Below are 12,129 nucleotides of genomic sequence, written 5' to 3'. Positions count from 1 at the left end.
GGGGGCGGTCGCTTTGTGTGGCGGTGTTGCTGTGGTGCTCCGGCGGCGCGCCGGAGGGCGCGGGACGGGCGGCGGGCGCCTCGTCCGTCGTCGGCGGCACCGCCGTACAACTGGGGTTATGCCTCGAACTCCCGTCGCTCGCCGGGCGCGCGACGCGGCGGCACGGGGTACGACAAGGGTCGTGTGGGGCGGCCGTGGGGTGAGGAACCCGGTGGGAAGCGCGCTGACCACGAACGCACCAGCCGTACCCTTAACGGATAGACGAATTTTGAATGGCCAGTCAGCTAGGGGACGACGGATGAGTTCAGCCGGAGAAGGCCTGTCTCGCCCGCTGCCCGAGCAGGTCCGCTTACACGTCGTCGAGCTCGCCGCTCAGGTGCTCGGCACGATGCAGCCCGCCGCGATTCCCGCGCCGTTGAAGGGCATCGCGAGGTTCGATCCGCGCAAGCGCGCCCGCCTGGGCAGCGCGCCGATCGCCGCGCAGCTGGAGACCGACAAGGAGTTCCGCGAGATCGTCGCAGAGAGCCTCCAGCAGGCCTGGCCCGAGCTGGTCGCCAGCCTGGAGGAGGGCATGGTCCCGCCCGCGGCCGAGCCGGTGCTCGTGGCCGCCGCCGCCTACCTGACACGGCCGCCCGGCTGGCCCGACCTCGTGGAGACCGCCCGCGCCGATCTTGAGCAGGCGGCCGCCGTCGCCGAGGGCAGCGCCCAGGAGCAGACCGTCGTGCGCCTGCGCGAGCAGCTCGCGGCGCAGAAGGCCGCCGCGAAGGAGGAGGCGGAAAGGCTGCGCGAGCAGCTCAAGGCGTCCCGCGCCGAGGTCGCCGACCTGCGGCGCAGGCTGCACGACGCCCGCGAGCGCGGCAGGCTGGCCGAGGAGCGGGCGGCGGAGCTGCGGTCGCTGGAGCAGGAGATCCGGGCCTCGGTGTCCTCGGCCACCAGCGCGGCAGAAAGCGAGCTGCGCAAGCTCCGCGAGCGCCTGTCGGACGCCGAGCGTGCCCTTGAGGCCAGCCGCCGCGCGGCGCGCGAGGGCCGCAGCATCGAGGACGCCCGCATCCGCGTGCTGCTGGACACCCTCCAGGACGCGGCCGCCGGCCTGCGCAGCGAGCTGGCGCTGCCGGTGGCCATCAGCAAGCCGGCCGACTCCGTGAGCGCCGTGAGCCCGGGGAACCCCTCGGTGCGCACCGTGCCCGCCCGCGCCCTCGCCGACGACGATCCGGCGCTGCTCGACCAGCTGCTGGCCATCCCGCACCTCCACCTCGTCATCGACGGCTACAACGTCACCAAGACCGGTTATCCGTCGCTCACGCTGCTCGACCAGCGCTCGCGGTTGCTCACCGGCCTCGGCGGGCTTGCCGTGCAGACCAGGGTCGAGGTCACCTGCGTGTTCGACGGCGCCGAGCTGAACGGCCCGGTGCAGGTGTCGGCGCCGCGCGGCGTGCGCGTGCTGTTCAGCGCGCCGGGGGAGATCGCCGACGACCTCATCCGGCAGCTCGTGCGCGCCGAGCCGCCCGGCCGGGCGGTCGCCGTGGTGTCCTCCGACCGCGAGGTCGCCGACTCGGTGCGCCGCATGGGCGCCCGCCCTGTCCCGGCCATGCTGCTGCTGCGGCGCCTCGGCCGCTCCTGACGCCGAAGGCCGCCCGCTCACGGCGGACGCGCCCGCGGCGGCGTCGGCGTGGGTCGTGGTGCCGGTGTCGTTCCCGGGCACCCGGCCCCTCTCGCCCGCTCGCGCTGACGACGGTTCGCGGGTACGGGTGCCGGTCGTGGCCGACCGCGTAATGCGGGCGGTCTTAATTGCCGGTTCCTCAGCATTTCTCGACGAAGAGGTGCAGGTGTCCATACCTTTTCTGTAGGATCACCGCCCAGGTTGTCTCACTTGTCTCGCAGAGGGAGCTGGCGTCCCAGTGGTCGTGCGTGGGATCTGGGCGGTAGGGCGTATACCTTTGGCCGCGGGTCTGATCGTCGCCGTCATGGCGACCCAGACGGGCGGGGCCGAGGCGGAACCGAAGCCCACCATCGCGCAGGCCAAGGCGCGGCTCGCCAAGCTCGACGAGCAGGCCGACAAGGTGGTCGACCGCTACAACCTGGCCGGTGAGAACTGGAAGAAGGCCAGGAAGGAGTACAACTCCCTCAACGACCGGCTGAAGAAGGAACTCGGCCGCGTCGACGAACTGCGTCTCGGCCTGGTGTCGGTCGCGGTGAGCACCTACCAGTCCGGTGACGTCCTGTCCTGGTCGAACCTGATCACCCAGCCCGACCCCGAGTCGCTGCTCGCGGGGCTGGCGTCCGTGGACCAGATGTCGGCGGGCCGGTCGCGGACGATCACCGAGTACGAGCAGGCCACCCACTCGCTCAAAGGTCAGCGCGACAAGGCCAAGGGCGCCTACGACAAGGCCGTCAAGCTCCTGGACGACCTGCGCAAGCAGAAGAAGGACGTCGAGAAGCTGGTCGGGGAGCAAGAGCGGCTGCTTCGCCGGCTCAACGCCTACAACGCCGGCAATCCCAACAGTCTCGGCATCAAGTACACCGGACCGGCCTCCGGCAACGCCCGTGCGGCGCTGCAGTTCGCCTTCGCCCAGGTCGGCAAGCCCTACCGCTACGGCGGCACCGGCCCGGGCGCGTGGGACTGCTCGGGCCTCACCCAGGCGTCCTGGCGGGCCGCGGGGGTCAGCCTGCCCCGCACCGCCGCCCAGCAGTACTCCTGGGGCGCCTCCCGCAGGGTTCCGCTGAACGCCCTGCAGCCGGGCGACCTGCTCTTCAACGGCGGCCTCGGTCACGTCGGGATGTACGCGGGCGGCGGCAAGATGGTCCACGCGCCGCGCACCGGGGACGTCGTGAAGGTCGTGCCGCTCTCCAGCTACCGGGGCATCATCGGCGCCGTCCGCCCCTGACCGGCGCCCGGGGCCGTCAGGCCGGGGGAGGAGGGGAGGTCGCGGCGGCGCTTGAGGGGGCCGGTCAGCAGGATCAGGCCCGTCAGGGCGAGCATGGCCATGAAGACCCACATTGACGCGCGGGTGCCGATGGCGCCGCCGAGCGCCCCGCCGAGGAGCGCGCCGAGGGGGATGGTGCCGTAGTTGACGAACTGCATGCTCACCGACACCCGCCCAAGCAGATGCGGGGGAGTGTAGGTCTGCCGGAAACTCGCCTTGATGACGTTGCCCGCCACGACCCCCGCGACGACGACGAACCCGCCCGCCACCGCGAGCGCCAGCCCGCCCCCGCGGTTCGCCAGTGGGATGAGCAGCCCGAACGGCGCGCCGAGCAGCTCGCAGCCGATCATGGCGCGGGCGCTGCCGAAACGCCGGCACAGGAGGGTGGCGCACGCCGCGCCGGCCACGCCGCCCAGGGACATCGCGGCCAGCAGCCCGCCCACCGTTCCGGGGCTCACGCCGATTTCGCGCACCAGGAAGACCACGAGGATGGCCTGGTACCCCATCAGGCCGAGGTTGCTCGCGGCGCCGAAGACGGTGAGCACCCGCAGATAGGGGTCGCGCAGGACGAAGCGCATCCCCTCGCCGATCTCGTGCCGCAGCGTGGTCGTCCGCCGCTCCCTGCGGGCCGGGGTCTCCCGGGCCCTGATGCCGAGCAGGCAGAGGGCCGAGACCAGGAAGCTCACCGCGTCGCCGACCAGGGCGGCGACCGCGCCGAACGCCTGGGCGACGAGGCCCGCGACGCCGGGGCCCACCACCTGGACGGCCGACTCGCCGCCCTGGAGCTTGGCGTTGCCCTCAGGCAGGTCGGCCGGGCCCACGACGGCCGGCAGGTACACCTGGTAGGCCGTCTGGAAGAACACCTTCGCCGTGCCGGTCAGCAACGCGACCGCCAGCAGGTGGCCGATGGTGAGCAGGCCCAGCCAGGCCGCCGCCGGCACGCTGAGGAACAACAGGAACGAGGCGGCGTCGCAGGCGAGCATGATGGGCCTGCGCGGCAGCCGGTCGACCCAGGCCCCGGCGGGCAGGCCGATGATCAGCCAGGGGATCCACGCCGCGGCGGACAGCAGCGCCACCTCGAACGTGCTCGCGCGCAGGACCGTGATCGCGACCAGCGGCAGCGCGACCGAGGTCAGGGCGCTGCCGAGGCCGCTCGTGGTCTCGCCGGCCCACAGCAGCCGGAAATCGCGGTGGCGCAGCAACCCGCCACGGCGGCCGCGTGCCTTCGGCGCGGCGCCGGGGTCGGCGGTGAGGGCGCTCATGGCCGCGCCGGGACGGCGAAGGCGAAGACGAAGACCGGCTCGCGGTCGCGTCCGTCGTCGGGGATCTCGCGGGAGCCCCAGCGGCTGAGCAGTTCGAGGAACTGCTCCTCGAACTCGGCAAGCTCCTCCGGGGTGAGCCGCAGCCACTTGTCGGCGGAGAACGGGGCGTCCTGCCAGGCCTGCCGCGTCTCGTCGCTCGCGGCGTACCAGGCGCGGACCATGTTGACGTGGTGGTCGAGGTTGATGGACGCGGCCGCGCTGGCGATGGCGGCGGTGGCCGGGTCGCCGTCGAAGTCCGACTCGGTCCAGCGCATCTCCGCCGAGACGAGCCGCCACCATCGCTCACGCCGGTCGCGGGCCAGCTCGGGCGCTTCCTCGATCAGGCCGCTCGTGGCGAGGACGCGCAGATGGTGGCTGGCGTTGGCGACGGCCTGGCCGGTGTGCTCGGCCAGCATGCTCGCGGTGCAGGGGCCGTAGACCTTCAGCGCGTCCATCAGCCGCCTCCTCATGGGATGCGACAGGGCGGCCAGCACGCGTGAGTCGGTGATCTGTCGTACTTCTTGGTTCGCCATGACCTCACCCTGGCATACGCAATCGACTTTGTGCAATGACTCTTGCGTAATGAGCATTGCGCAGTAGTCGTTGTCCAACGGCTGTTGCGGAATAGGTGTCGCGCACCTGCCGGAGTCGTCGCCCACGGTCACCTCTCGGCCACCGTCCGCGCCCCGCGTGGACCGTTCCTCGCTCAGATCGCTCGCGACAGCTGTGACAGGAGTGACTGATGTGACTCAGTGCGGGTCACGTTTCGAGGTGTGTGAGGGGAATCACATTCGGGTAACAGATGCCCTTGTTGTGCAGGGGTTCCGTGATTTACAAGTCGCTTATTTGATCTATGACTCTTTGTCATGGCTTTGCCTCAATTTGAGGATCTGGGTAACTTCTGGGCCGCGGCGAGCACGCCATGCCGTCGCGAACCGGGCCGGTCTCACCGGTCCGGGTTCAGTACCACAATCCAGCGGTCACCGTCGCCTGATTCAGGCGTGAACCAGGCCCCCAGGGGCGGTGACCTGCCGAATCCGTGCGGCAAGGAGCACGGAACCGGGGACCCAATAGATCCTTTTTTTCGGGATCAGGGGTGAATCGACGTCTATGACGTCGTAGGGCTGCTTCCAGGCCCGAATCCGTCAGCTAACCCGGTAGGCATGAGTGGAAGAATCAAGGAGCGATCCTGTCCAGCACCACCCAGAACCCTCGTCTGTCGCGCATTGCCCGCTTCTCTCTCAGCGGTGTGGCACTCACCATGACGGCCTCCGTGGGGGCCGTCGCGACACAGGCGACGGCGGCTGACGCCACCACGGCGACCACCGCTCAGAGCTCTTCGGGACCGTCCGACGTCTACGGCCCCGCCGGGCTGATCGAGACGCCGAGCATCACCGGGGCGGAGGAGCCCACCGGCTCCGCCACGGTGAGCGAGGCGAGCGGCTCCGCCACCACCTCCAGCACGGCCAAGAGCAAGAGCAAGAGCACCGCGAAGCTCAGCCGGGCGGCGCGGCAGCGGATCAAGGCGCACACCGCCGTCGCGGTGGCCAAGAAGCAGATCGGCGACCCCTACCGCTGGGGCGCCAGCGGCCCGGGAGCGTTCGACTGCTCCGGCCTGATGGTGTACTCCTGGCGCAAGGCCGGCGTGAAGCTGCCCCGCGTCGCGGCCGGCCAGTTCCGCTCGGTTCGGAAGAAGATCTCCTGGAAGCACCTCAAGCCGGGCGATCTGATGTTCTTCTACGGGCTCGGCCACGTCGGCATGTACGTCGGGCACGGCAAGATGATCCACTCCCCGCACAGCGGCGCGCGGGTGCGGATCGACAAGCTGGCCGGCTACCGCAAGGCGTCGTTCGTCGGAGCCGTCCGCCCCGCCGCCTGACCCCGAGCGCTCCCCGGCGCCGCGACTCTGCCCGGTCGGTGCCCCCACCGCCGGTCGACCAGAGCGGTCCGTCCCCCGGCCGCGAGGTCGTGAAGGCCCCGTCCGTCTCTCCCCCTCGAGGCGGCCGGGGCTTTCGCACGTCCACGCCCCCGCCATACCGATATGGGGCGAGAGCGAGCAGGTAGATTGCCCGCATGCGCGTCGTGTGGCTCTGGGCCGTCCTGGCGGGGCTGCTGGCCGTGCTGACCGGTCCCGTCGCCGCCGGCGACGACCTCGGGCGGCGGGCGCGGGCGGTGATCAGGGAGCATCCCGAGATCTGGTCCGGCGCGCGGACGTTCCACGGCGAGCGCTCGCTGGTGGTCCTGGCGCCGGGGGCGGGCCTGTCCGGGCCTGCCGACCTGGCGCGCCGGGCCGACCGCGCGAGTCTGCTCGTGGCCCGCGTCGCCGGTCCGGTGCGCCCGCTGGTCCTGGTGCCCGCGACCACCGCGCAGGCGGCCGTGCTGGCCGCCCCGGCGTCGGTGAGCGGCCTCGCGGCGGTGGCGGGCGCCGACCGGGTGATCGTCGAGCCGCGGTCGTTCGCCCGGCTCAGCGAGGTGGGACGCGACGTCGTGCTCGCCCACGAGATCACCCACCTCGCCACCGGAGCGGCGCTCGACGGGCGCACCCCGAAGTGGCTGGTGGAGGGGTTCGCCGACTACGTGGGCTACCTCGACGCCGGCATCCCGGTGCGCCGCGCCGCCGCCGAGCTGGCCGGCGAGGTGCGCGCCGGGCGGACGCCCTCGGAGCTTCCCGGCCCGGACGCGTTCGCCGCCGGCTCGGCGCGGCTCGCCCAGGCGTACGAGGAGGCCTGGCTCGCCTGCCGGTATGTCGCGGGGCGCTTCGGCGAGCGCGCCCTGGTGACCCTCTACCGTGAGTCCAGGCACGGCGACGTGCGAGCGGCGCTGTCCCGTACGCTCCGCATGAGCCTCGCGGAGTTCACCGCCGCCTGGCGACAGTACGTCCGAGCCCAGCTTCGGTGATCACGGGCGCGGTGACGGGGCAGGGGAGAGCATGCACGGAAACGACGGGGCCGATCGCGTGGCGGAGCCGGCCGAGGACGCCCGCGCGGGCGCCGGCCCGGGGTCGCGCGCGGCCGGCGCCGCTCTGGTCGTGCTCGGCGCGGCGCTGGCGGCCGTGGTCGCCGTCACCACGCCGTGGCGCCCGCTGCCCGCCTCCGCCCCCGCCGTCGCGCCCGACCCCGCGCGCGACTTCACCGCGGCACAGATCGCGCGCGCCGACGCCTTCGACGCCGCCGTCAACGTGCCGGTGTACCTGTCGCTGGCGGTGACGCTCGCCGTCGCCGGCGTGCTGGTCGCGACCCCGGCCGGCGCGTGGGTCGTGGAACGCATCCAAGGGCCGTGGTGGCTGCGCGCGCTGCTCGGCGTCGTCGCCCTCTCCGCCGTCAGCCTGGCGATCAAGTGGCCGCTCGGCATGTGGTACGAGACCCGCCTGCGCCAGTACGGCCTGTCCACCCAGCACTGGCCCGCGTGGTCGGCCGACCGGCTCAAGAGCTTCGCCGTCCAGACCGCGCTCGTCGCGATCATGGTGCTCGCGGTCGTCTGGCTGGCCCGCCGCGCCCCGCGCCGCTGGTGGGCGCCCGCGGCGGCCGGGGCGTTCCTGCTCACCGTGGCCGCGTCGTTCGTCTACCCGCTCGTCGTGGAGCCGCTGTTCAACGACTTCACCCCGCTTCCTCCCGGCCGGCTGCGCTCGGAGCTGATCGCCATGGCCGACCGCGACGGCGTCCCGGTGGAGGACGTCCTGGTCGCCGACGCCTCCCGCAGGACCACGGCGCTCAACGCCTACGTCTCCGGCTTCGGCGCCACCCGCCGCATCGTCGTCTACGACACACTGCTGCGCGCCCCGGCAGGCGAGGTCGAGCTGGTCGTGGCGCACGAGCTCGGCCACGCCAAGCGCGGCGACGTCCTGTACGGCACGCTGATCGGCGCCCTCGGAGCCGCCGCGGGAGCCTGCCTGCTGTACCTGGTGGTCTCGCTGCCCGCGATCAGGCGCCGCACGGGCGTCGCGTCGGCGGCCGACCCCCGCGCGGTCGGCGTCCTGCTGGGCCTGATGAGCCTGGCCACCGTGCTGTCCGGGCCGGCGGAGAACCTCGTCAGCCGCCAGATCGAGGCCAGGGCCGACGTCCACGCGCTCGACCTCACCCGCGACGCCGCCACGTTCGCCGCGATGCAGAGACGGCTGGCCGCGACCAACATCTCCGACCTGACGCCCAACGCCTTCGAATACCTGATGTACGCCTCGCACCCCACCGCCTCGCAGCGCCTCGCGGCCGCGCGCTCCTGGGCACGCGTACACGGCCTGCCCGAGCCGTGATCCCCGCCGGACGCGGCCCCGGGCCTGCCAGGACGCTCATCGTCACCAACGACTTCCCGCCGCGGCCCGGCGGCATCCAGGCGTTCGTGCACGCGCTCGCCGTGCGCCGGCCGCCCGGCTCGGTCGTGGTGTACGCCTCCCGCTGGCGCGGCTGGGAGGAGTTCGACGCGCGCCAGCCGTACCGGGTGGTCCGCCACGCCGGTTCGCTGATGCTGCCGCTCCCCGAGGTCGCCAGGCGGGCGGCCGAGCTGGTCAGGTCCGAGGGCTGCGACACGGTCGTGTTCGGCGCCGCGGCCCCGCTCGGGCTGCTCGCGCCCGCCCTGCGCGCCGCCGGGGCCCGGCGGGTGGTCATGCTGACCCACGGGCACGAGGCCGCGTGGGCCGGGGTCCCCCTGGCGCGCGGGATGCTGGCGCGCATCGGCGCCCGCGCGGACGTGGTCACCTACCTCGGCGAGTACACCCGCGAGCGGCTCGTGCGGGTGGTGCCTCCTGGCCGGCTGGTCCGCCTCGCGCCGGGCGTGGACACCCGCGTGTTCCACCCCGGGGCCGGTGGCGCCGGGGTACGGGCCGCGCTGGGGATCGGCGAGCGTCCCGTCGTGGTGTGCGTCTCGCGCCTGGTGCCGCGCAAGGGGCAGGACACGCTGGTCCGTTGCTGGCCGAGGGTGCTGCTGGAGGTGCCGGACGCCGTCCTGCTGCTGGTCGGCGGCGGTCCGGCGCGCCCCGCGCTGGAACGGGCGATCGCGGAGCGGGGCATCGGCGGGTCGGTGATCGTCACCGGGTCGGTGCCGTGGAGCAGCCTGCCGTCGTATTACGACGCGGGGGACGTGTTCGCCATGCCGTGCCGCACCCGCCTCGGCGGCATGGACGTGGAGGGGCTCGGCATCGTCTACCTGGAGGCGTCGGCGACCGGACTGCCGGTCGTCGCCGGGGCCTCGGGTGGCGCGCCCGACGCCGTCCGGCCCGGCGAGACCGGTCTCGTCGTGGACGGCCGCGACCCGGCCGAGGTGGCCTCCGCGCTGATCGGCCTGCTGCGCGACCCGCGGCGGGCACGGCGCATGGGAGCGCGCGGCCGTGAGTGGATCGAGCGCGAATGGCGCTGGGATCTGGTCGCCGAGCGGTTCGCCGACCTGCTGGACGGTTCGGGCTCTCCCACCGCCCGAACTTGACATATGTGTTGATTGCCGTCTAATACGAAGTTAGTAGCCGAATGTGCGCTTTGGGTGGCTAGTAGGCCACTTTGTCCAGGTCGGCGGATGTGATGCCAATGATCGCCGCGGTGAGGCAGAGAGCAGGCGGCCTGCCCTGCGAGATGACCACCTTCGTCGGCCGGAGGCAGGCGACGACCGAGGTCAAGAACCTGCTGTCCCGATCACGCCTGGTCACGCTGACCGGGGTCGGCGGCGTCGGCAAGACCCGCTTGGCGCTCCACGTGGCCCGGCAGCTCCAACGGACCTTCCCCGACGGCGTCCGACTGGTCCAACTGGGCAAGGTGAACAACGCCTCACTCGTCGGCAGCGCGGTGGCCGAGGCCGTGGAGGCCCCCGACACCATCTCCACCCGCGACCCCGTGGACGCCCTGGCCGATCACCTCGCGGACCGGCGTCTGCTGCTCGTCCTGGACAACTGCGAGCACGTGCTGGAAGCCTGCGGCGACCTGCTCGGCGTTCTGCTGCCGGCCGCCCCCGGGCTGAGGGTGCTGGCCACCAGCCGCGAGCCCCTGGGGCTGCCCGGGGAGCACGTGTGGCGGGTGCCGCCGATGGCCCTGCCCGGCGCGGAGGGACCCCTGGACCCGAGCGGGGACATCGATTCGGGGTACGAGGCGCTGGCGCTGTTCGAGGACCGGGCGTCGGCCGCGGTGACCGGTTTCACCCTGGACAAGGGCAACGAGAGCGCCGTGGCCGCGCTGTGCCGCCGGCTGGACGGGCTGCCGCTCGCCATCGAACTCGCGGCGGTGCGGCTGCGGGCGCTGTCGGTGGAGCAGCTTCTGGCCCGGCTGGAGGACCGCTACCGGCTGCTCACCAGGGGCTACCGCGTCGGCGTGCCGCGGCACCAGACCCTGCGCGCGGCGATCGAGTGGAGCTTCGACCTGTGCACGGAGCTGGAGCGGACCTTGTGGGCGAGGCTGTCGGTGTTCTCCGGCGGCATCGACCTGAAGGCCGCCGAGGAGGTGTGCGCGTGCGGCGGCCTCGCGCCGGGCGAGGTGACGTTCGGCCTGGCGGGCCTGGTCGACAAGTCGGTGCTCGGCCGCACCGGCGACGGCTCCGGCGTCCGCTACGGAATGCTGGAGACCATCCGGGACTACGGGCGCGAGCGGCTGGCCCAGAGCGGCGAGGAGACCGCGACGCGCCGCCGGCACCGCGACTACTACCTGCGCCTGGCCGAGGAGGCCGAGGCCGACTGGTTCGGGCCGCGCCAGCCCGCCTGGCTGGACCGCTTCCTCACCGACCAGCCCAACGTGTGGGCGGCCCTGGAGTTCTGCCTCGGCGAGCCCGCCGAGGTCCGCACCGGGCTGCGGATGATCGGCGCGCTCTGGTGGTACTGGATCGGCCGTGCCGTCCGCGACGGCCGGCGCTGGCTGGACCAGGTGCTCGCCCTGGACACCGAACCCACCCGCGAGCGGGCCAAGGCGCTGTGGGTGGCCGGCTGGGTCGCCACAGGGCAGGGCGACATCTCGCACTCGCTCTCCGTCCTCACCGAGTGCACTCACCTGGCGCGGCGACTGGGCGACGACACCGCGCTCGCCCACGCCACCCAGTGGATGGGCACCGCGATGTGGACCAAGGACCGGCTGCCCGACGCCGTCCGGTACCTGGAGCAGGCCATGGCCCACCACCAGGCCACCGGCGAGCTCACCTCGGTGACCACCGTCGTGTCCTGCCAGCTCGGCATGGTCGTCAGCCTGCTCGGCGACGTGGACCGCGGCGTGAGGCTGTGCAAGGAGTGCGTGGCGCTCTGCCAGGCGCACGGCGAGTGCTGGACGCGGTCGTGGGCCCTGTGGAACCTCGCCGTCACCTGGTGGAGCCGCGGCGACCTGCTGCTGGCGGAGAGGTACGCGCGCGAGTCGCTGCACATCAAGCGCCGCATCACCGACAAGCTCGGCATCCCGTTCTGCATGGAGTTCCTGGCCTGGACCGCCATGGCGAACGGCGACGCGGAGGGCGCCGCGCTGATGCTGGGCATGAGCGAGAAGATGTGGGAGCCGATCGGCGCGCCGCTGTTCGACTGGGGCACCCTGCGCGGCTGGAGCGTGCGCTGCCGGGCGCAGGTCAGGGAGGCCATCGGCGAGGACGCCTTCGAGGCCGCCCGCAGGCGGGCCGCGAACGTCCCCTTCGACGCCGCCGTCGCCTACGCGCTCGGCGAGGCGCGCCGCGCGCCGGCCTGCGCCGACAGGGCCCCCGCCGACGCGTCGCTGCTCCAGCTGACGCCGCGGGAGCGGCAGGTCGCCTCGCTCGTCGCCGAGGGACGGTCGAACAAGGAGATCGCGGCGAGGCTGGTGATCTCCCAGCGCACCGCGGAAGGACACGTCGACCGCATCATGAACAAGCTCGGCGTCCGTTCCCGGGCCAGCATCGCCTCCTGGGCCGCCAAGCGCCTGGGCGGCGCTTCCTGACCGCCTCGCGGACCGGCGGGGGCCGCGGGAGCCGCCCCGGCCCGC

9 protein-coding genes and 1 riboswitch are annotated in these 12,129 nt (G+C 73.0%); of the genes, 7 read left to right on the top strand and 2 right to left on the bottom strand.

The features are described from left to right. The first annotated feature begins 298 nt into the window (after positions 1-298). Entirely contained in the window at positions 299-1,621 is a 1,323-nt protein-coding gene (locus ACZ6QO_RS14565; protein WP_465850860.1) for an NYN domain-containing protein, read from the top strand. A 343-nt stretch (positions 1,622-1,964) separates the two neighbouring features. Further along, positions 1,965-2,885: a C40 family peptidase gene (locus tag ACZ6QO_RS14560; protein ID WP_465850858.1), complete on the top strand. Its 921-nt coding sequence runs from the start codon at positions 1,965-1,967 to the stop codon at positions 2,883-2,885. Here ACZ6QO_RS14560 and ACZ6QO_RS14555 read toward each other — a convergent pair. Together ACZ6QO_RS14555 and ACZ6QO_RS14550 are read right to left on the bottom strand one after the other, a co-directional pair. Next, on the bottom strand, positions 2,852-4,186 hold the full coding sequence (locus ACZ6QO_RS14555; RefSeq protein WP_465850856.1) for an MFS transporter: 1,335 nt from the start codon (positions 4,184-4,186) through the stop codon (positions 2,852-2,854). The two genes, ACZ6QO_RS14560 and ACZ6QO_RS14555, sit on opposite strands and share 34 nt — an antisense overlap. After that, positions 4,183-4,758: an ArsR/SmtB family transcription factor gene (locus tag ACZ6QO_RS14550; RefSeq protein ID WP_465850855.1), complete on the bottom strand. Its 576-nt coding sequence runs from the start codon at positions 4,756-4,758 to the stop codon at positions 4,183-4,185. Before ACZ6QO_RS14550 ends, ACZ6QO_RS14555 begins: the two co-directional genes overlap by 4 nt. A gap of 486 nt (positions 4,759-5,244) precedes the next feature. After that, positions 5,245-5,404: riboswitch (cyclic di-AMP (ydaO/yuaA leader) on the top strand. A gap of 82 nt (positions 5,405-5,486) precedes the next feature. Between ACZ6QO_RS14550 and ACZ6QO_RS14545 the strand changes: the two genes are divergently transcribed. The 5 genes from ACZ6QO_RS14545 to ACZ6QO_RS14525 all read left to right on the top strand — a co-directional run bounded on the left by ACZ6QO_RS14545 (position 5,487) and on the right by ACZ6QO_RS14525 (position 12,084). Beyond that, on the top strand, positions 5,487-6,104 hold the full coding sequence (locus ACZ6QO_RS14545) for a C40 family peptidase (RefSeq protein WP_465850853.1): 618 nt from the start codon (positions 5,487-5,489) through the stop codon (positions 6,102-6,104). A gap of 194 nt (positions 6,105-6,298) precedes the next feature. Next, a complete protein-coding gene (locus tag ACZ6QO_RS14540; RefSeq protein WP_465850851.1) occupies positions 6,299-7,123 on the top strand; it encodes a hypothetical protein in 825 nt (274 codons plus the stop codon). Positions 7,124-7,154: 31 nt separating this feature from the next. Further along, positions 7,155-8,474, top strand: coding sequence for a M48 family metallopeptidase (locus ACZ6QO_RS14535; RefSeq protein ID WP_465850850.1), 1,320 nt, complete (start codon positions 7,155-7,157; stop codon positions 8,472-8,474). Next, a complete protein-coding gene (locus ACZ6QO_RS14530) occupies positions 8,471-9,640 on the top strand; it encodes a glycosyltransferase family 4 protein (protein WP_465850849.1) in 1,170 nt (389 codons plus the stop codon). The genes ACZ6QO_RS14535 and ACZ6QO_RS14530 overlap by 4 nt, the downstream gene beginning before the upstream one ends. A 110-nt stretch (positions 9,641-9,750) precedes the next feature. Beyond that, positions 9,751-12,084: an ATP-binding protein gene (locus ACZ6QO_RS14525; protein ID WP_465850847.1), complete on the top strand. Its 2,334-nt coding sequence runs from the start codon at positions 9,751-9,753 to the stop codon at positions 12,082-12,084. The last annotated feature ends 45 nt before the right edge of the window (positions 12,085-12,129 follow it).

This window comes from Sphaerisporangium sp. NPDC049457 (assembly GCF_055586705.1).
This window is presented reverse-complemented; position numbering and strand designations above follow the sequence as displayed.

Coding starts and splice junctions, on each gene's coding strand:
- ACZ6QO_RS14565 (WP_465850860.1), top strand. CDS start 299: ATGAGTTCAGCCGGAGAAGGCCTGTCTCGCCCGCTGCCCGAGCAGGTC.
- ACZ6QO_RS14560 (WP_465850858.1), top strand. CDS start 1,965: ATGGCGACCCAGACGGGCGGGGCCGAGGCGGAACCGAAGCCCACCATC.
- ACZ6QO_RS14555 (WP_465850856.1), bottom strand. CDS start 4,186: ATGAGCGCCCTCACCGCCGACCCCGGCGCCGCGCCGAAGGCACGCGGC.
- ACZ6QO_RS14550 (WP_465850855.1), bottom strand. CDS start 4,758: ATGGCGAACCAAGAAGTACGACAGATCACCGACTCACGCGTGCTGGCC.
- ACZ6QO_RS14545 (WP_465850853.1), top strand. CDS start 5,487: ATGACGGCCTCCGTGGGGGCCGTCGCGACACAGGCGACGGCGGCTGAC.
- ACZ6QO_RS14540 (WP_465850851.1), top strand. CDS start 6,299: ATGCGCGTCGTGTGGCTCTGGGCCGTCCTGGCGGGGCTGCTGGCCGTG.
- ACZ6QO_RS14535 (WP_465850850.1), top strand. CDS start 7,155: ATGCACGGAAACGACGGGGCCGATCGCGTGGCGGAGCCGGCCGAGGAC.